The following is a 19251-nucleotide window of genomic DNA, read 5'->3' on the forward strand; positions in this document are numbered from 1 at the left end:
TGCTTCGCAGCCGAACGGGGATAAATCCCCTCGCCACAGGACAGCTGCTACAGGCCAATCGGGCCACCCTCTCGGATTGAGGGCGGCCATGGTTTACGACTCAGTAGCCGAGCGACAGCCCGGTATTCCTGCGCGGGTCATTGGCCCCGTAGAAACGGTTTTTGCCCACCGGTTTGCCTTCCAGCGAAGGCGCGCCCACGAGGATCGCCGCCACATGGTTGGCATCCTGCGGCCCGGCAAACTTGTGCCCCCAGCTTTCGAGAATCTTCACCGTGTCCGGACTGGTGGTGAAGGTCTCCAGGTTGGTTTCTTCCGGCAGCCATTGCTGGTGGAAACGTGGTGCATCGACCGCTTCCTGAATGTTCATGCCGTAGTCGATCACGTTAAGCATGGTCAGCAATGTCGCGGTGATGATGCGACTGCCGCCGGGGGTCCCGACGACCATGACCACTTTGCCGTCCTTGGTGACGATGGTCGGGCTCATGGACGACAGCGGTGCTTTGCCGGGCGCGATGGCGTTGGCTTCGCCTTGCACCAGGCCGTACATGTTGGGCACGCCGATTTTCGAGGTGAAGTCGTCCATCTCGTCGTTGAGGATGACCCCGGTTTTACTCGCCATCACACCGGCGCCGAACCAGTCGTTGAGGGTGTAAGTCACCGACACTGCGTTGCCCCATTTGTCGACGATGGAGTAATGCGTGGTGTTGCTGCCTTCATGGGGCGCGACGCCGGGTTTTAGTTCGCGGGATACGGCGGCTTTTTTCGGATCAATCGCGGCGCGGATTTTGGTTGCGTAGTTTTTATCCAGCAGGTGTTCGATCGGATTTTTCACGAAATCCGGGTCGCCGAGGTAGCTGTTGCGGTCCACATACGCGTGGCGCATTGCTTCGATCTGGTAATGCATGCCTTGGGCCGAGTGGTAACCCAGGTCTTTCATCGGGTAACCGTCGAGGATGTTCATGATCTCGCAGATCACCACGCCACCGGAGCTTGGCGGCGGTGCCGACACAACGTGATAACCCCGGTAGTCGCACTCGATCGGCGCCAGCTCACGGGTCTTGTATTTGTCGAGGTCGGCCTGGGTGATGATGCCCTTGTTGGCCTGGCTGGAGGTGACGATGGCGTCGGCTACCCAGCCTTTGTAGAAACCGTCCTCGCCCTTCTCGGAAATTTCCCGCAGGGTTTTCGCCAGATCCTTCTGCACCAGTTTTTGCCCGACCTGCATCGGTTCGCCGTTGCTCAGGAAGATCGCGCCGGAATCCTTGATGTCCTTCTTGAACACGTCGGTGGCGTATTCCAGCAATTCGACATCGCCCTGCTCCAGCACAAAACCGTCTTCAGCGAGCTTGATCGCCGGTGCGATCACTTCCTTGCGCGGTTTGGTCCCGTATTTCTTCAGCGCCAGTTCCATGCCGGACACCGTACCCGGTACGCCGACGGCCAGGTGGCCACGGGTGCTCAGGTCCGGCACGACGTTGCCCTCTTTATCGAGGTACATGTTGGCGGTGGCGGCCAGGGGAGCTTTTTCACGGAAATCGAGGAAGGTCTTGCGCCCGTCCGCCAGTTGAACGGTCATGAAACCGCCACCACCCAGGTTACCCGCGGCGGGATAGACCACTGCCAGCGCATAACCCACCGCAACGGCGGCATCGACGGCGTTGCCACCGTTCTTGAGCACATCGACGCCCACATGGGAGGCCAGATGCTGGGCCGTCACGACCATGCCGTTTTCGGCCGCAACCGGGGCCACGGAGGCCGCGTAAGCACTGAGGCAGCTGAGCGCCAAGGAGGTCGCAATCAGCGATTTGGCAAAAGGTTCGAACTTCATGAGTCGGTCTCTTTTTGTTTTTTGGCTCTGTTTAAAAACGGAGGAAACGTTTCAAAGCAGAGGCAAGTATGGCTGGGATTGCGTATTGCGCCTCCCCGTCGAGCCAGTATGCTGGGCCTCTGTTCAGCCCTTGCGCGGAGTCCGCCGGCATGACGTACACCTTCACCACCCTGGCGTCTCCGGTCGGCGAGCTGAAGCTGGTCGCGAAAGATTCGAGACTGGCGGCCATCCTCTGGGAAAACGACAAACCGAACCGGGTTCGGCTTGGCCCGATGAGCGAGGCACCGGATAACCCGATCCTCATGCGCGCCGTTCAGCAACTGCAGGAATACTTTGCCGGCACACGAAATCGCTTCGAGCTGGAGCTGGATTTCGCCGGGACGGATTTTCAGAAAAAGGTGTGGCAGGCGTTGCTGACCATCCCATTTGGCGAGACCCGCAGTTACAGCGAGATTGCCCGGCAGATTGGCAGTCCGAGCGCGGTCCGGGCGGTGGGTGCGGCGAATGGCAAGAACCCGATTTCGATTATTGCGCCGTGCCATCGGGTGATTGGGGCTTCGGGGAAGTTAACGGGGTTTGCGGGTGGGCTTGAGGCGAAGGAGCGGTTGTTGACGCTGGAGGGTTGCGAGTGGTCAGGGGTTAGCCGGACAGGCGAATTGTTCTGAGCTGACTACTCCGATCTCTGTGGCGAGGGAGCTTGCTCCCGCTCCAGTGCGTAGCGCTGGCAAAAATCTGCGATGAGGCCAGTATTTTGGGGCCGCTTCGCAGCCCAGCGCGAGCAAGCTCGCTCGCCACAAGGGTTCCAGTGGTTCCAGGGGTTCAGGGGTTCAGGGGTTCAGGGGTTCAGGGGTTCAGGGTTGAGGTCTCAAGCAGCGGCGAAGATATTTTTCATCGCCGCATACTGCAGCAACATGATGGTCTTCGCATCGCAGATCTCCCCGCGATAAAACGCCTCGAGCGCCTCGTCGAATGTCCACTCCAGCACTTCCAGTTCTTCGGTCTCTTCTTCCAGTCCACCGCCCTCGCTGACTTTCGATGCCGCGTCATATTCGGCGATGAAGAAGTGCAGTTTTTCGGTGACCGAGCCCGGGCTCATGTAGGCCTCGAAGACCTTTTGCACGTGGTGAACGCGATAGCCGGTTTCTTCTTCGGCTTCGGCGCGGATGCGTTCCTCAGGTGCCGCACCTTCGAGCAGCCCCGCCGCCACTTCGATCAGCAAACCATCGTGGCCGTTGACGAACACCGGCAACCGGAACTGACGCGTCAAGACGACGGTTCTTTTCTCGCGGTTGAACAGCAGAATCGCCACGCCATTGCCACGGTCGTACACCTCACGGGTCTGACGCTGCCAGTCGCCATTGTTACGCAGATAGTCGAAGGTGATTTTCTTCAGCAGGTACCAGTCGTGGGACAACACCTGGGACTCAATGATGTTGACCCGCTCGGCTGTATTCGCCATCACAACGCATCCTTTTTTCGTCAGAAGATCCCCATGGTAGGCGAAAACCAAAAAGCCCGGCATCTCTGCCGGGCTTCTTTTTACGGCTGGCCGGCGACTTCAGGCACCACGAGCCCTTCCTCGCGGGACGAGAGCCGCGTGCCGTTGATCAACGGCCCATAACGACGGCTGAACTCCCAGTTGTAAGGCACATGGCCTTTGTCGACGCCATTGTCCCAGGTCACCGACCACGTCATCAGGCCTTTGATCGAAAGCCCTTTGGCGTCGAGCCGCTTGAAGGCATTCACCACTGCAGCCGGGTCGATCACATAACCGGTGGCCGCTGCATCGACGTTGGCCGGCAGGCCGATCACGAACTTGTCCGCCGGGATCTTCGTAAACCCGCGCGTACCGCTCACCAGACTTTCGGTCAGGTAAAACAGGAAGTCCTCTTTCATCGCGTCGTTGTTCTGGGCAATCCACGCACCATTGCCGTTATTGGCTTCCGGCACCCAGATGCCGTCGCCGCCCTGGTTGTAATACTGCGGGGCGATGAAGTCGTAATAGCCTTCCAGGGCCTGGAGGTAGCCGACGTATTTACCGGCGGTGGTCAGGTATGGAAACTCCGGGGCCATGCTGATGATGAAGTGTTTGCCTTCACCGGCGTAATGGTTTTTGACCAGTTTCAGCGCGGCAGGCAGGACGGTCTTGTTGTCGGCGAAATCAATCGCGCTCTGTTCAAGATCAATGTCCAGGCCATCGAAGCCATAGTTTTCCACCAGACGGATGATTTCATTGGCCAGTGGTTGTTCATTGCCTTTGTGCAATTCGATGTGCGCGTCGGCGCCACCGAGGGAAATCAGCACCGCCCTGCCCTGGCTGTTCAGCACGCCGACCTGGCGACGGAATTCGGCGTCGGACAGGTTGTACGGCTTGAAGGTCGGGATGCCGTTCCCCTTCATGAAGGCCACGGCCACCACGTTGTAATCCTTGGGCATATCCTGCAGCGCGATGTTGCCGAACTGGCCACGCTGGTAACCGTCGCTCGGCCCGGCGGGCCAGTTGTGCCAGAAGCCCATCAGGATCTTTTTGCCGGCAATGCTCGGCATCAACGACGCCGCATCGGCGAGTGGCGATTTCAGTAGCGTAAAGTCGAAAGTTGACATGTTCTATTCCTTGAACGTGTGGGGTTTTAATGCCGCGACTTATTTGAAATCCACGTCGAAGGCCTGGTAGAAGGCGTTGCCAGTATTGGCCACGATCCACATCAGCACGATGACGTGATGGCCTTTCTTGTTGCCGGGCAATTTCACTTCGTGATTGACCTTCGCCTTCATCTCCGCGGAATGGCTGTAGTACGGAACCTGGGTGTAGAAGTCGTCAAAGAACGACGTCGGCTCCAGTTGCGCACGGCTGATGCGCTGTTTCGGGTTCCAGCCATCCTTGGTGATGAACCAGCTGTAGCCGCGGGTAACGTGGGGCGCGGTGTATTCCCAGGTGACCTTGAAGGTCTGGCCTGGATCGACATTCAGCAAAGGCCAGGTGAACGGACGGCCGAGTTTGAGGCTCATTTCTTCGTTGGTGAAGTTGATGCAGTCGCGGGCATCCGTCTTGCCACCGCTGAGGATGTTTCCATCAGCGGGCGGCGTGACACTGTCGCTGTCGGTTTGATACGGCGCTGCAAATGGCCCCGCCGTCAGCGATGGAAAGTTCTTGCCACCTTCCATTTCGTTGACTTGCCAGTTACCCAGCAACCCGAGCTCGACGGCGACCGCACCGCGGCTGGAGGGGGATGTGACACGACCGTGTCGAAGTTGAGGTTGAGTCTGTGGTTGGTTCATTTTTATCACTCCGTTGATTTAGAAACTCTCCTTCCTGAGGAGAGGCCTTCAACCTAACGGAGCTGTTTTTTTTGTCCACCGGCCCATTTATGACCCGGCTGAGCCCTGCCTTGGCAGATCAGCCGCAAACACTGTATATAAAACCAGTGACATGATCAAAATACTACGTTCTGTGTAGCAAAAGGATTACAACCCAAGGCAGCAATCAGGACCTTCGCACCGGCTAGGAAAGCTGAGCCCTGTATTCCTTCTCGTACTGGCCGGCCAGGGTCTCTTTCTGCTTGTCGTCGAGCAGCTTGCCGGCCATCTGGAAGAACTTCTGCTCTTCCTCTTTCAAGTGGTGATGCACCTTCTCGGACAGCTTCTTGGCGGTCGCCAGCCAGGCCGGGCTGGACATTTCCGTCTCATCCAGTGTCTCCATCATCTCGTCCATCTCATGGTGCTCGGAAATCGCATGCCGACTCAGATCGACGCCATTGTCGAACTCCATCAGCGGGATGTAGAAATGGCGCTCTTCAGCGGTTTCGTGGGCCTGGAGTTCGGACTTGAGCTGTTTGTAAGCCTCGACCCGTTCCGGCGTGTCACCGCTGGTCTGGATGAGCGCGTCGGCATAGCTGCGTTGGCGGTCGTGACTTTCACGCAAGGCTTCAAAAATATTCACGGGGGATCCTCAGTGGCCGCGTTCTGGAATGACGCTGTTTAGGCTAGACATCCGGGCGCGAGCGAGGGTTCCACCTGAAGGGCTGGAACAACGACCGCTTGGCGCGATAGGCTGGGCGCGTTGTCCCTTCTTGGCCATAAGGAAATAGCTGATGCCCCTGCGAATCGAATTATCGCAAAACCCCACGGATGAGGAGGAGCAGGCGATCCTGCGGCCGTTGCGTGCCCATAACGCCGCGATGGCCGGCGTCTCGAAGCAGGAGCCGTTTGCCTTGCTGGTCCGCGACGACAGTGACGAGATCCTTGGCGGGTTATACGGTCGGGTATTTTACCGATGGTTGTTCATCGAACTGCTGGCGGTGCCTGAACAGGCCCGGGGACAAGGCCTTGGCTCCAAGCTGATGCAAATGGCCGAAGACCTGGCGCGGGAGAAGGAATGCGTCGGGATATGGCTCGACACTTTCGACTTCCAGGCGCCGGAGTTCTACAAGAAGCTGGGCTACAGCGAGCTGGGGCAGATTGTCGACTACCCGCCGGGGCACAAGCGCTTCTTTTTCCAGAAGCGCCTGATCAACGACGTATAACCCGCTCGTAGAATCCACACCCTCCAACTGTGGGAGCTAGCCTGCTGGCGATAGCGGTTCATCATTCAACAGAGATGTCGACTGACCCAACACTATCGCCAGCAGGCTAGCTCCCACAGTTAACGGGTGTGGGTCAACGCCTCAATTCACAGGCAGGTCGCGAGTGCCGCCAGGCGGCGCTTGGCCACAAAATCGTCCTGCTGCGCGTAGTAGCTCAACATGGTGCCCGACGCATCGGTGGACACATCAACAAAGGACTCCGCCGAACGCGTGTAGACGGTAGACCCGCCCTTCTCACCCGGCTGCAAATACGCGCCGGCGTCGACACCGAACACCGCCTCGTCCTGCCAGGAAAACTGCACGCACTGGGCGACGACTTTTTCCGGTTTGTCCGAGTTCAGGGTTTTGTAAGGGGCTTTGGTGCGGGCATCGTTCATCACCGAGCCGGCGCATCCCGCCAGCAACGTTGCGGCCAGCGCCACCATCAGAATTCGCATTGTGTTCGCTCATGGAGAAAAAGCGGACTGTATCACCGTGGCACGGCGTATCGTTCTGCTTTACTTCATTTATACCGCGACACCGAGTGACGATTCGCGCACCCTGTCGCGCCATTAACGTCGCATCGCCCAATTTACCGGGCCCATTTTTCTGGAAAGGTCATGACCCCCAACGCCGAATTCTACAAACCGACCGCCGAATACGCTGACAAGCTGATCAGCCAGATCGGTCAGACACCGTCCTGGATCGCCAAGCGAATTGGCGTCACGGACAAACGGATTCGTTACATCCTCGACGGCGAACGCACCGTCAAAGGTGAAACCACGCCGATCCAGATGACCTACCCCGAGCAGTTTGCGCTCGAATGCCTGGCGGCTGCGGCCAAGGCCAAGAAGCAATCTTCGTAACCCCAGCCTCAAGGAGCGACCATGGCGGCAACCGAACAGCAACACGAGCAGGCGCTGAAAAAGTTTCTCGATGAGCGCCCTGAACTGCGCAATGAACTCGACAATCTCAACCCGCTCTTGGCTCAGGCCAAGGGCGAGACTGCCGCGCAATACCGCGACGAGCGCTTGCATGAAGCCTTCGAAGCCGAAGCCGAGCGCCTGGATTTGTTTGCGTGGGAACTGACGCTGCAACTGACCGCCGCGACGCCTGGAGAGTACGAGACGCAGCGCCTGGAAGTGCACAAGGAAGTGGCCGAGATGGCTGGAATGGACTGGCTGGAATACTGCGAGTTGTATGGATTGACCCCGTGACCGTGACGGTCGCTGCCTGAGGGCAACTTGCGCCGTTCTCGACTTCTTGTGGTCCGTGCGGGCCCCATCGCGGGCAAGCCCGCTCCCACAGGGATTTGTGTGCTTCCAAAGATTGTAGGTCCACCGCCGAACCTGTGGGAGCGGGCTAGCCCGCGATGGGGCCCGCACAGATAACATCGATTTAGCCGCACCCGCGATAAAGCATTATCATGGCCGCAGTTTCGCTGATCGAGTCCGTCATGAAGTTCGCCATCGCGCTGTTTTCCGCCGCCCATGCGCCCTCCTCGCGCCGTGCCTTGCTGTTTGCCCAAGCCGTTCTGGCCGGTGGGCATGAGATTGTCAGGCTGTTTTTCTATCAGGACGGCGTCTACAACGCCTCCGGCAGCTTAGTCACGCCCCAGGATGAGCTGGACCTGCCCAAGCAATGGCGCGCCTTTGTCACAGAACATCAGCTGGACGGCGTGGTGTGCATCGCCGCCGCCCTGCGCCGTGGCGTGTTGAACGCCGAGGAAGCCGGGCGCTATCAGCGTGACGCCGCTTCCGTGGGCGCGCCATGGGAATTGTCCGGCCTCGGCCAGTTGCATGACGCGGTGCAAGACGCTGACCGCCTGATCTGTTTCGGAGGCGCGTGAGATGGCTAAATCCTTGTTGATCATCAGCCGTCAGGCCCCGTGGTCCGGGCCGAGCGCACGGGAAGCGCTAGATATCGTTTTGGCCGGCGGCGCGTTCGACCTGCCGATCGGCTTGCTGTTTCTCGATGACGGGGTGTTCCAGCTCGCCGCGAAACAGGACGCCAAGGCGCTGCAACAGAAAGACCTGAGCGCCAACCTGCAAGCGTTGCCGATGTTCGGTGTTGAAGACCTGTTCGTCTGTGGCGACAGTGCTGCCGAACGGGGTCTGGACCTCAACGGTCGCTCGCTTGAAGAAGCCCAGGTGCTGGCCGCCCAGGAAATCACTGCACTTATTGACCGTTACGACCAGGTGATCACCCTCTGATGTCGACTTTGCATGTGTTGTCTCATTCCCCGTTCGGCGATGACCGCCTGACCAGTTGCCTGCGTGTGATCGGCGCCAACGACGCGCTGTTGCTGACCGGCGACGCGGTGTACGCGTTGCAGCCAGGCACGGTGCCGTTCAACGCGCTGAATGCTCGCCCGTTGAAACTGTTCGTTCTGGCCGAAGACGCCCAGGCTCGTGCGTTGGAGATTCCCGACGCAGCCGAGTCCATCGATTACCCGGCCTTCGTCGAACTGTCGATCCACTACGACAAGGTCAACAGTTGGCTATGAATTCCCTGACTGTCGGCGCACGCGCCATCGAGGTGGACAAGGACGGTTTCCTCGTCGAGCTGAGTGATTGGTCGAACGAGGTGGCCACCGCCCTCGCCGCCGCTGAAGACATCGAGCTGAGTCCCGAGCACTGGGAAGTCCTCGAATTGCTGCGTAGCTTCTATGCCGAATTCCAGCTGTCCCCGGCCACCCGCCCGCTGATCAAATACACCGCGCTGAAGCTCGGCCCGGAAAAAGGCAACAGCCTGCACCTGAATAAACTGTTCAAAGGCACCCCTGCCAAACTCGCCGCAAAACTGGCGGGCCTGCCCAAACCGACGAATTGCTTATGACTGACTTTCCAGCGCTGACCCTCGAAACGCCCGCCGAACACCCGTTCGCCCCGTTCGTGCGCATCCTCGGCAAAGGCAAGCGCGGCGCCCGCGACCTGACCCGGGTCGAAGCGCGTGAGGCCATGGGCATGGTGCTCGACGACAAAGTCGAGGACACCCAGCTCGGCGCATTCCTGATGCTGTTGCGGCACAAGGAAGAAAGCGCCGAGGAGATGGCCGGCTTCACCGAAGCCCTGCGTGAACGGCTGAACCCGCCAGCGCTGGCGGTGGACCTGGACTGGCCGACGTATGCCGGCAAGAAGCGTCATCTGCCGTGGTATCTGCTGGCGGCCAAATGCCTGGCGCAGAACGGTGTGCGCATCTTTATGCACGGCGCTGGCGCCCACACCGCCGGACGGCTGTACAGCGAGCAGTTGCTGGACGGGCTGAACATTCCGCTGTGTCGCGACTGGCAGCAGGTGGGTACGGCACTCGATAACGGTGGCCTGGCGTTCATGCCGCTGGTGGATTGGGCGCCGCAGCTGCAACGAATGATCGATTTGCGCAACACCTTGGGCCTGCGTTCGCCGATCCATTCCCTCACCCGCATCCTCAATCCATTGGGCGCTCGTTGCGGCCTGCAAAGCATTTTCCACCCTGGCTACCAAGCGGTGCATCGCGACGCCAGCGGCTTGCTCGGAGACACCGCGATTGTGGTCAAGGGCGATGGCGGCGAAATCGAGATCAACCCGGACGCCGACAGCCACCTGTACGGCACCACAGGCGGTGAAAGCTGGGACGAGGAATGGCCGCAGTTGTCGAGCCAGCGCCACGTCAAACCCGCGGCCCTCGATCCTGAGCATTTGAAAGCCGTCTGGCGCGGTGATGTGATCGACAGCTACCCGCAAATGGCGCTGATCTCGACCATGGCCCTCGCCTTGCGCGGCCTCGGTCAGACGCGAGATCAAGCGTTCGAAACCGCCCAGCAATATTGGGACGCTCGGGACAGATCGATTTAACCGATCATAACCCTCCAACCTTTGCGCTATTTTATCGAACCTATGCGAATAGACTCCTCTCCAACGCTTATCGGTTGAGGAGTCTTGAACATGGGTTTGTTAGTTGAAGGTCGCTGGCATGACCAGTGGTACGAAAGCAGCAAGGACGGCGCGTTCCAGCGTGAACAGGCGCAACGTCGCAACTGGCTGACCGCCGACGGCAAGCCCGGCCCGACGGGTGTCGGTGGCTTTGCAGCCGAGGCGGGTCGCTATCATCTCTACGTGTCCCTCGCCTGTCCGTGGGCGCATCGCACGTTGATCCTGCGCAAACTCAAAGGCCTCGAAAGCCTGATCGACGTCTCGGTGGTCAGTTGGCTGATGCTGGAAAACGGCTGGACCTTCGACCAGAACCTCGGCTCGACAGGTGACAAACTCGATCATTTCAATTTCATGCACCAGCGTTATACCGCCGATACCGCCGATTACACCGGTCGCGTTACCGTGCCGGTGCTCTGGGACAAACAGCAGAATCGCATCGTCAACAATGAATCGGCGGAGATCATCCGCATGTTTAATGGCGCCTTCGATGACCTGACCGGCAATGACCTGGACTTCTATCCGGCGCCGTTGCGCGGTGAGATCGATGCGTTGAATGAGCGGATTTATCCGGCGGTGAACAACGGTGTCTATCGCGCCGGGTTTGCCACGTCGCAGACGGCTTATGAAGAGGCGTTCGATGATGTGTTTGCCGAGCTGGATCGGCTGGAAGAGTTGTTAGGCGCCAATCGTTACCTGGCCGGTGAATACCTGACCGAGGCGGACATCCGGTTGTTCACGACGCTGATTCGTTTTGATGCGGTGTACAACGGCCACTTCAAGTGCAACCTGCGGCGCATCGCCGATTATCCGAATCTGTCGAACTGGCTGCGGGAGATTTATCAATGGCCGGGGATTGCCGAGACGGTGGATTTTCAGCACATCAAGAATCACTACTATGGCAGCCACAACACCATCAATCCGACGGGTATCGTGCCGAAAGGGCCGGCGCAGGATTTCACGGCAGCCCATGATCGGGAGCGGTTGAGTGGGAAAGGGGTTTGGCGCAAGGCTTGAGGTTTGTGTCGTTTTTGAGGGCCCCAATCGCCAGCAGGCTAGCTCCCACAGGGGATTTGTGAACGACACAAATCCAGTGTGGGAGCTAGCCTGGTGGCGATGGGACCGACGCGGTCTGATTAGACCTGCGCCTGAGCGCCCTCGAACCACGCCAGTTTCTCGCGCAATTGCACCACCTCCCCAACAATCACCAAGGTTGGCGCATGCACTTCATGCTCCGCCACCAGCTGTGGAAGATCGGCCAGGGTGCCGGTGAACACCCGCTGATTGACCGTCGTGCCCTGCTGAATCAGCGCCGCCGGGGTGTCCGCCCCGCGACCATGCTTGATCAACTGCTCGCAGATGATCGGCAGGCCCACCAACCCCATGTAAAACACCAGGGTTTGCGCTGGCGCGACCAGGTCGGCCCACGGTAAATCGGTGGAGCCGTCCTTCAAGTGCCCGGTGACAAATCGCACCGACTGCGCGTAATCACGATGAGTCAGCGGAATCCCGGCATACGCCGCGCAACCGCTGGCAGCCGTGATACCCGGCACCACCTGGAACGGAATGCCATGGGCCGCCAGTTCTTCGATCTCTTCACCGCCACGACCGAAGATGAACGGATCACCGCCCTTCAATCGCACGACGCGCTTACCCTGCTTGGCCAGATCGACCAATTGCTGGTTGATCTGATCCTGCGGCACGGCGTGATCGGCGCGACGCTTGCCGACATAAACCCGCTCGGCATCGCGACGGCACAAATCCAGAATCGCCGGGGCGACCAAGCGGTCATACAGCACCACATCGGCTTGCTGCATCAGGCGCAAGGCACGGAAGGTCAGCAAGTCTGGATCACCCGGACCTGCGCCCACCAGATACACTTCACCGGTGGCGACCGGCGCTTCGCCATTGATCTTTGCGAGCATCAAGCGTTCGGCTTCGGCGCCCTGCCCAGCCAGTTGCCGGTCGGCAATCGGACCCTGGAATACGTCTTCCCAGAAAGCCCGACGCTGCTGCACATCCGGAAACAGGCGTTTGACCTGGCTGCGAAAACGCGCCGCCAGACCGGCCAGTTGACCGTAGGTGGAAGGAATCCAGGTTTCCAGCTTGGCCCGGATCAGCCGCGCCAGCACCGGCGCGTCGCCGCCGCTGGACACCGCAATAATCAAAGGAGAGCGGTCGACGATTGCCGGGAAGATCACGCTGCACAAGGCTGGCGCATCCACCACGTTGACCGGCACGCAACGCCGATGGGCATCAGCGGAGACTTGCGCGTTCAGCGGTTCGTCGTCGGTAGCGGCAATAATCAGCCCGCAACCGTCCAGGTCCGCTTCCGCGTAGCCCCGTAACAGGCACTCGCCACCGCTGCCGGCAACCAGCTCGCGCAGTTGCGGTTCGATTTCAGGTGCGACCACCCGCAGCAGCGCACCGGCTTCGGCCAGCAGGCGGGATTTGCGCAAGGCAATCTCCCCCCCACCGACGACCAACACACGACTGCCGCGAAGGTTATGAAACAGCGGCAGATAGTCCATTTAGCCGATGACCTCAAGGCCACCCATGTACGGTTTCAGCACGTCAGGCACACGGATCGAACCGTCGGCCTGCTGGTAGTTTTCCAGCACCGCCACCAGGGTACGACCGACCGCCAGGCCGGAACCGTTCAGGGTGTGGACCAGCTCAGGCTTGCCGGTTTCCGGGTTGCGGAAACGCGCTTGCATACGACGGGCCTGGAAGTCGCCGCAGTTGGAGCACGACGAGATCTCGCGGTACTTGTCCTGGCTCGGAATCCACACTTCCAGGTCGTAGGTCTTGACCGCGCTGAAGCCCATATCACCGGTGCACAGCGCAATAGTGCGATAAGGCAGCTCGAGCAATTGCAGGACTTTTTCAGCGTTGGCGGTCAGGCCTTCCAGCGCGTCCATCGAGGTCGACGGCTCAACGATCTGGACCATTTCAACCTTGTCGAACTGGTGCTGACGGATCATGCCGCGGGTATCGCGACCCGACGCACCGGCTTCACTGCGGAAGCACGGGGTGTGGGCAACGAACTTGATCGGCAGCAGTTTCGAATCGACGATCTCGCCGGCGACGATGTTGGTCAGCGACACTTCGGCGGTCGGGATCAGGTACAGATCGGCTTCGCCTTCGCGAGTGATCTTGAACAGATCTTCTTCGAATTTCGGCAACTGGCTGGTGCCCATCAAAGCAGGCGCCTGAACCAGATAAGGCGTGTAAGCCTCTTCGTAACCGTGTTCGCTGGTGTGCAGGTTGATCATGAACTGCGCCAGGGCGCGGTGCATGCGAGCGATCGGGCCGCGCAACAGGGCAAAGCGGGCGCCGGACAGCTTGGCGGCGGTTTCGAAGTCCAGCCAGCCGAACTTCTCGCCCAGGGCCACGTGGTCCTGAATCGGGAAATCGAAAGCGGTCGGGGTGCCCCAGCGGCGCACTTCGACGTTGCCGTCTTCGTCATCACCGAGTGGCACGGATTCGTGCGGCAGGTTCGGGATGCCGAGCAGGATCGAATCCAGATCGGTCTGGATCCCGTCCAGCTCGACTTTACCGGCGTTCAATTCGCCCGCCATGCGCTCGACGTCGGCCATCAGCGGCGCGATGTCTTCGCCACGCTGCTTGGCTTGACCGATGGATTTGGAGCGCGCATTACGTTCAGCCTGCAGTGCTTCGGTGCGGGTCTGGACGGTCTTGCGCTGTTCTTCCAGCGCTTCGATGCGCGCAACATCCAGCGTGTAGCCACGGGATGCCAGGCGGTCCGCTACGTCCTGAAGGTTGCTACGTAACAGTTTGGAATCGAGCATGTCGGTCTCTCGTTATCAAAGTTTGGTCAAGGACAGGCCAGCCCAGGTTGCGAGCAGCCCGCCGAATACGCTGATGGCAGCATAGCCCAGGGCTAGCGGCACTTGCCCGCTTTCCAGCAGGCGCACCGTATCCAGTGAAAAGGATGAAAAGGTCGTCAGCCCCCCGAGGAAGCCGACCATCAACCCGGCGCGCACCTCGATCGGCACCTCCGGGCGTATCAAAAACAGACCGTATAGAACGCCGATCAGCAGACAGCCGACGATATTAACGGCCAGCGTCGCGGTATAGAAGTGCCGCGGCCAATTAGCGTTGACCCAATTACCGGTGGCAAAGCGCAACAGTGTTCCGGCGACACCGCCGACGGAGACCGCAATGACCAGAGGAATCACTATTTTCTCCGCTGCCGGGGGCTTAGACGATCAAGTTGTGCGAGGTGATTGAGCTTCTCGCCGATCTTCAGCTCCAGGCCTCGCGGCACCGGCTGATAGAACGGTTGCGGGTCGAGTTCTTCCGGGAAGTAGTCTTCGCCAGCGGCGTAAGCGTCCGGCTCATCGTGGGCGTAGCGGTATTCATCGCCGTAACCCAGTTGTTTCATCAGCTTGGTCGGCGCATTGCGCAAGTGCAGTGGCACTTCCAGCGAACCGTGTTCGGTGGCGCTGCGCATGGCGGCCTTGAAGCCCATGTACACCGCGTTGCTTTTTGGCGCGCAGGCCAGATAAGTGATGGCCTGGGCCACTGCCAATTCGCCTTCGGGACTGCCGAGGCGCTCCTGCACTTCCCACGCCGCCAGGCACAGGCTCAGGGCGCGGGGGTCGGCGTTACCGATATCTTCACTGGCCATGCGCACCACGCGCCGGGCCAGATATAGCGGGTCGCAGCCGCCGTCGATCATCCGCGCGAACCAGTACAACGCGCCGTCGGGATTGGAGCCGCGCACCGATTTATGCAGCGCGGAAATCTGGTCGTAGAACGCTTCGCCGCCCTTGTCGAAACGCCGACGGGTATCGCCGAGCAGGCTTTGCAGCAGATCGACGCCGATCTCGCTGTTGTCTTCAGCCAGGTCCGAGGCGTTTTCCAACAGGTTGAGCAGACGTCGGCCATCGCCGTCGGCAGCGGACAACAGCATCTGGAAGCCTTCATCGCTGAGGGTCAGTTGACGCTTGCCCAGGCCGCGCTCTTCGGTGAGTGCGCGATGCACCAGCTTGCGCAGCGCCGCTTCGTCGAGGCTTTTGAGCACGTAGACGCGCGCCCGGGAGAGCAAGGCGTTGTTGAGTTCGAACGAGGGGTTTTCCGTGGTCGCGCCGATGAAAATCAGCGTGCCGTCTTCAACGTAGGGCAGAAACGCGTCCTGCTGTGACTTGTTGAAACGATGCACTTCGTCGACGAACAGGATGGTGCGTTTGCCATACTGACCGGCCTGCTGCTTGGCGATTTCCACCGCCTGGCGGATTTCCTTTACGCCGGCCAATACCGCCGAGACCGTTTCGAAGTGCGCATCCGAGACTTCCGCCAGCAACCGCGCCAGGGTGGTTTTGCCCACGCCCGGCGGGCCCCAGAAGATCATCGAGTGCAAGGCGCCCTGCTCCAGCGCTTCGCGCAAAGGCTTGCCGCGAGCGAGCAGGTGTTCCTGACCGACGTACTCGTCCAGATTGGCTGCACGCAGACGTGCGGCCAAGGGTTGAGCTATCGGGGCGCTGCGAAACAGGTCCATCACGTATTGTTAAAACCTCACTTATTGCGCAGTTCTCAAGTCTGGCGAAAATCCTGTGGCATGAGCTGGTATCTGTGGCGAGGGGATTTATCCCCGTTGGGCCGCGAAGCGGCCCCTTGCGATCTACCAGTCACACCGCATTGACTGGTTTTACGACTGCTCCGCAGCCGAACGGGGATAAATCCCCTCGCCACAAAAGCCCGTTCTCACAGGGGTTTTGCGGTTTATTCCTGGATCACGTCGGCACCCTTGGGGATGTCGAACTTGAACTTGGATGCCGGGATCGGCTCGTTGGCCTTAACGCCGGTGAACAGGATGTTGGTGCGCTGGCCGACGCTGTCGATCATCTGCATGTCATTGACCAAACCGTTGCGGAACGACAGACGCAGGCTGTCGAACAGGGTGTCCTTGGTTTTCGGCTTCAAGGTGAAGTCGATCACGCCGCCGGCTTCCTTGGCGCTGATGTCGAAGCTCTGGCTGATCTTGGACACGTCACCGGACAGCAGCAACGCCGGGGTCTGGGTCAGGCGCTGGTCGAGGGTCTTGATGGTGACCTGTTCCAGGTCCGGGTCCCACAGGGACACCTTCTTGCCATCGGATACCATCAATTGCTCTTGCGGCGCATCGGTGTGCCAGTAAAACAGGCCAGGACGCTGCAGGGACATTTGCCCGGCGGTTTCCTGCAATTGAGTGCCGCCGCCATCCAGCGTCAGCTGAGAGAAGCGTGCAGTCAGGGTCTGGGATTTTTCCAGCAATTGGGTCAGACGCGCCACGTCCTTGTCATCGGCGTGGGCCGAAAGCGTGGTCAAAGCCAGTACCGGCAGCAACAACATGCGGATAAGACGCATGGGAGTCCTCTTAACATTCGTGGGAGTTCGGACGGCGCGTCACGGCGCCATCCTTTCAAATCAAATCAGTCGCGTACCGGGCCAGGCGCCAGGACTTCACGCGAACCGTTGGTGTTCATGGATGTCACGACCCCGGCCATTTCCATGGCTTCGATCATGCGGGCGGCGCGGTTGTAGCCGATTTTCAGCTTGCGCTGAACCGCAGAGATGGACGCACGACGGCTTTCAAGGACGAACTGCACCGCTTCATCGTAGAGCGCATCGGTTTCGGCATCGTCATCACCGCCCCCGCCGCCATTTTCAAAGCCGCTACCGGCTTCTTCGACACCGGCCAGGATCTCATCGTTGTATTCCGGTGCACCGCGCAGTTTCCAGGCTTCAACCACCCGGTGAACCTCGTCATCGGACACGAACGCACCATGGACACGGATCGGCAGGCTGGTGCCCGGCGGCATGTAGAGCATGTCACCGTGGCCCAGCAGTTGCTCGGCGCCGCCCTGGTCGATGATAGTCCGGGAGTCGATCTTGCTCGACACCTGGAACGCCATACGCGTCGGAATGTTGGCCTTGATCAGACCGGTGATCACGTCAACCGACGGACGCTGGGTCGCGAGGATCAAGTGGATACCGGCCGCACGGGCCTTCTGGGCGATACGGGCGATCAGCTCTTCAACCTTCTTGCCGACGATCATCATCATGTCGGCGAATTCGTCGACCACCACCACGATGGTCGGCAGCTTGGTCAACAGCGGCGCTTCGTCGTGGATGCTTTCGCGCTTGTACAGCGGATCGCTCAACGGCTCGCCGGCGTCCTGGGCTTCCTTGACCTTGGCGTTGAAGCCCGACAGGTTACGCACGCCCATCTTTGCCATCAATTTGTAGCGACGCTCCATCTCCGCCACGCTCCAGCGCAGGGCATTGGCGGCGTCTTTCATGTCGGTCACGACCGGACACAACAGGTGCGGAATACCCTCGTAGATCGACAGCTCAAGCATTTTCGGGTCGATCATGATCAGCTTGGCGTCTTCCGGGCCGGACTTGAACAGGATCGACAGGATCATCGCGTTCACGCCCACCGATTTACCGGAACCGGTCGTACCGGCCACCAGCAAGTGCGGCATTTTCGCCAGGTCAGTGATGACCGGCTTGCCGCCAATGTCGTGGCCCAGGGCCAAGGTGACCGGCGATTTGAAGTTGTCGTACTCAGGCGTCGACAGCACTTCGGAGAAGCGCACGATCTGGCGGTCTTCGTTGGGAATCTCGATACCGACGGTGGTCTTGCCCGGAATCACTTCCACCACACGAACGCTGGTCACGGCCAACGAGCGCGCCAGATCTTTCGCCAGGTTGGAGATGCGACTGACTTTGACGCCGGCGGCCGGCTGGATTTCGTAACGGGTAATGACCGGGCCCGGGTGGATCGAATCCACCGAGACTTCGACGCCGAATTCCTTGAGCTTGATTTCCAGCAAGTGGCCGACGGCGGCCAGCGATTCCGGGGAATAGTTGAGTTGTTTCTTTTCGGCCGGGTCGAGAATCGAGATCGGCGGCAAGGTGCCTTCGACGGCGCTGTCGACGAACAACGGCGCCTGTTTCTCTTTCTCCACGCGCTTGCTCGGCGCTGCCGGCTTGGGCGGTGCTGGCGCAATGACGGGCGGCACCTGCTTCTCGCGGTCCGACATGTGCTTGCTCAGGGCCTGCTCACGTTCGATCAGGCGTTCCTTGACCTTGGCTTGCTCACGCTTGTCGGTCACCGTCGGGGCGACTACGTCATGCACGCGATCGTCGACTTCACGCAATTGCGCAACCAGTTGTTTACGCTCGACACGGGCGGCCCACCAGCGATTGGCCGCGCCCTGGAACAGCTCGAACAGGTCGAGGGTGATTTTGCCGGTGACGTCCATCACCTTGAACCAGGACAGGTCGGTGAACACCGTCAGGCCGAACAGGAACAGCGCGATGAACAACAGCGTGCTGCCCTGAATGTTCAGCGCGTTCCTGGCCAGGTCGCCAAGGCTTTCGCCCAGCGCGCCGCCCGCACCGGCCGGGAGACCGGTGGCCGCATGGAAATGGATATGCGCCAGGGCCGCGCCCGACAGCACCAGAAACACCAGGCCGATCAGGCGCCAGGAGAACAGCCAGCCACTCCACTGCCACTGTTCGTGGCGCTGACGGAAAATCTGATACGCCTTGATCGCCAGCAACAGCGGGAAGATGTAGGCGAAGTAACCCAGCACCATGAACAGGATGTCGGCGCTGTAAGAGCCGACCGGCCCGCCGAAGTTCTGCACGTCGTCGATCTTGCTGTTATGGCTCCAACCCGGATCGTCCTTGCCATAGGTCAACAAGGCCATCATCAGGAACAGGCACAAGCCGCCGATGGCGATCAATGCACCTTCCTTGAGCCGGTAATGCAAATGCTGGCGCCAAAGTGGAACGACGGCTGGTTTAGGTGCTGCGGTGGATTTCTTCAAAACGCTTCTTTTCCTGCGCCTGTGGCGCGTCCATCTGTTGAATGACTATAAAAAACTGCCCAATCCAGGCAGGTAAAAAAGTTAACACGCGCAACTGGGACTAC

The 19251-nt window shown here is 59.9% G+C and carries 21 protein-coding genes and 1 pseudogene; 10 read left to right on the forward strand and 12 right to left on the reverse strand.

Going from position 1 to position 19251, the window contains the following annotated elements:
- Positions 1 to 100: 100 nt before the first annotated feature.
- A complete protein-coding gene (gene ggt / locus ACRC4F_RS05245; protein WP_438658395.1) occupies positions 101 to 1828 on the reverse strand; it encodes a gamma-glutamyltransferase in 1728 nt (575 codons plus the stop codon).
- Positions 1829 to 1977: 149 nt separating this feature from the next.
- Between ggt and ACRC4F_RS05250 the strand changes: the two genes are divergently transcribed.
- Positions 1978 to 2493 (forward strand): methylated-DNA--[protein]-cysteine S-methyltransferase, encoded by a 516-nt coding sequence (locus tag ACRC4F_RS05250; RefSeq protein WP_438658396.1) that lies wholly within the window; start codon positions 1978 to 1980, stop codon positions 2491 to 2493.
- Positions 2494 to 2693: 200 nt separating this feature from the next.
- Here the strand turns inward: ACRC4F_RS05250 and ACRC4F_RS05255 are convergent, their stop codons facing one another.
- The 4 genes and pseudogenes from ACRC4F_RS05255 to ACRC4F_RS05270 all read right to left on the reverse strand — a co-directional run bounded on the left by ACRC4F_RS05255 (position 2694) and on the right by ACRC4F_RS05270 (position 5768).
- A complete protein-coding gene (locus ACRC4F_RS05255; protein WP_438658397.1) occupies positions 2694 to 3287 on the reverse strand; it encodes an NUDIX domain-containing protein in 594 nt (197 codons plus the stop codon).
- Positions 3288 to 3430: 143 nt separating this feature from the next.
- Positions 3431 to 4432, reverse strand: a pseudogene (locus tag ACRC4F_RS05260) (chitinase); the annotation flags it as partial.
- Between the two features lie 39 nt (positions 4433 to 4471).
- On the reverse strand, positions 4472 to 5107 hold the full coding sequence (locus ACRC4F_RS05265) for a lytic polysaccharide monooxygenase auxiliary activity family 9 protein (RefSeq protein WP_438658398.1): 636 nt from the start codon (positions 5105 to 5107) through the stop codon (positions 4472 to 4474).
- Between the two features lie 223 nt (positions 5108 to 5330).
- Positions 5331 to 5768 (reverse strand): hemerythrin domain-containing protein, encoded by a 438-nt coding sequence (locus ACRC4F_RS05270; protein ID WP_438658399.1) that lies wholly within the window; start codon positions 5766 to 5768, stop codon positions 5331 to 5333.
- 151 nt (positions 5769 to 5919) lie between these two features.
- On the opposite strand from ACRC4F_RS05270, the gene ACRC4F_RS05275 reads away from it, so the two are divergent.
- On the forward strand, positions 5920 to 6351 hold the full coding sequence (locus ACRC4F_RS05275) for a GNAT family N-acetyltransferase (protein WP_438658400.1): 432 nt from the start codon (positions 5920 to 5922) through the stop codon (positions 6349 to 6351).
- Positions 6352 to 6497: 146 nt separating this feature from the next.
- On the opposite strand, the gene ACRC4F_RS05280 is transcribed toward ACRC4F_RS05275, so the two are convergent.
- Positions 6498 to 6848, reverse strand: a complete 351-nt coding sequence (locus ACRC4F_RS05280; RefSeq protein ID WP_438658401.1) for a hypothetical protein — start codon at positions 6846 to 6848, stop codon at positions 6498 to 6500.
- Positions 6849 to 7010: 162 nt separating this feature from the next.
- Here ACRC4F_RS05280 and ACRC4F_RS05285 point away from each other — a divergent pair, with 162 nt between their 5' ends.
- From ACRC4F_RS05285 to ACRC4F_RS05320, 8 genes are all read left to right on the forward strand, one after another.
- A complete protein-coding gene (locus ACRC4F_RS05285; RefSeq protein ID WP_054053620.1) occupies positions 7011 to 7256 on the forward strand; it encodes a hypothetical protein in 246 nt (81 codons plus the stop codon).
- A gap of 21 nt (positions 7257 to 7277) precedes the next feature.
- On the forward strand, positions 7278 to 7607 hold the full coding sequence (locus tag ACRC4F_RS05290) for a DUF6388 family protein (RefSeq protein ID WP_438658402.1): 330 nt from the start codon (positions 7278 to 7280) through the stop codon (positions 7605 to 7607).
- Between the two features lie 239 nt (positions 7608 to 7846).
- Positions 7847 to 8239 (forward strand): sulfurtransferase complex subunit TusD, encoded by a 393-nt coding sequence (gene tusD, locus ACRC4F_RS05295; RefSeq protein WP_438658403.1) that lies wholly within the window; start codon positions 7847 to 7849, stop codon positions 8237 to 8239.
- 1 nt (position 8240) lies between these two features.
- Positions 8241 to 8603, forward strand: a complete 363-nt coding sequence (tusC, locus tag ACRC4F_RS05300; RefSeq protein WP_438658404.1) for a sulfurtransferase complex subunit TusC — start codon at positions 8241 to 8243, stop codon at positions 8601 to 8603.
- The gene (tusB, locus tag ACRC4F_RS05305) at positions 8603 to 8896 is read left to right on the forward strand and encodes a sulfurtransferase complex subunit TusB (protein ID WP_438658405.1); all 294 of its coding nucleotides are present in this window, start codon (positions 8603 to 8605) and stop codon (positions 8894 to 8896) included. Before tusC ends, tusB begins: the two co-directional genes overlap by 1 nt.
- Entirely contained in the window at positions 8893 to 9228 is a 336-nt protein-coding gene (locus tag ACRC4F_RS05310) for a TusE/DsrC/DsvC family sulfur relay protein (RefSeq protein ID WP_438658406.1), read from the forward strand. The genes tusB and ACRC4F_RS05310 overlap by 4 nt, the downstream gene beginning before the upstream one ends.
- Complete coding sequence (locus ACRC4F_RS05315; RefSeq protein WP_438658407.1) at positions 9225 to 10226, forward strand: glycosyl transferase family protein; 1002 nt, start codon at positions 9225 to 9227, stop codon at positions 10224 to 10226. Before ACRC4F_RS05310 ends, ACRC4F_RS05315 begins: the two co-directional genes overlap by 4 nt.
- A 90-nt stretch (positions 10227 to 10316) precedes the next feature.
- Positions 10317 to 11318 (forward strand): glutathione S-transferase family protein, encoded by a 1002-nt coding sequence (locus ACRC4F_RS05320; RefSeq protein ID WP_438658408.1) that lies wholly within the window; start codon positions 10317 to 10319, stop codon positions 11316 to 11318.
- 119 nt (positions 11319 to 11437) lie between these two features.
- Here ACRC4F_RS05320 and cysG read toward each other — a convergent pair whose 3' ends face one another.
- From cysG to ACRC4F_RS05350, 6 genes are all read right to left on the reverse strand, one after another.
- Positions 11438 to 12832: a siroheme synthase CysG gene (cysG, locus tag ACRC4F_RS05325; protein ID WP_438658409.1), complete on the reverse strand. Its 1395-nt coding sequence runs from the start codon at positions 12830 to 12832 to the stop codon at positions 11438 to 11440.
- Entirely contained in the window at positions 12833 to 14113 is a 1281-nt protein-coding gene (gene serS / locus ACRC4F_RS05330; RefSeq protein WP_438658410.1) for a serine--tRNA ligase, read from the reverse strand.
- A gap of 15 nt (positions 14114 to 14128) precedes the next feature.
- Positions 14129 to 14503 (reverse strand): fluoride efflux transporter CrcB, encoded by a 375-nt coding sequence (gene crcB / locus ACRC4F_RS05335; protein ID WP_438658411.1) that lies wholly within the window; start codon positions 14501 to 14503, stop codon positions 14129 to 14131.
- Complete coding sequence (locus ACRC4F_RS05340; RefSeq protein ID WP_438658412.1) at positions 14503 to 15825, reverse strand: replication-associated recombination protein A; 1323 nt, start codon at positions 15823 to 15825, stop codon at positions 14503 to 14505. The genes crcB and ACRC4F_RS05340 overlap by 1 nt, the downstream gene beginning before the upstream one ends.
- A 224-nt stretch (positions 15826 to 16049) precedes the next feature.
- A complete protein-coding gene (gene lolA, locus ACRC4F_RS05345) occupies positions 16050 to 16673 on the reverse strand; it encodes an outer membrane lipoprotein chaperone LolA (RefSeq protein WP_438658413.1) in 624 nt (207 codons plus the stop codon).
- Positions 16674 to 16738: 65 nt separating this feature from the next.
- Complete coding sequence (locus ACRC4F_RS05350; protein ID WP_438658414.1) at positions 16739 to 19147, reverse strand: DNA translocase FtsK; 2409 nt, start codon at positions 19145 to 19147, stop codon at positions 16739 to 16741.
- Positions 19148 to 19251: the final 104 nt, after the last annotated feature.

Origin of the sequence: Pseudomonas sp. (assembly GCF_051660785.1) — a bacterium.
Taxonomy (GTDB): Bacteria; Pseudomonadota; Gammaproteobacteria; order Pseudomonadales; family Pseudomonadaceae; genus Aquipseudomonas.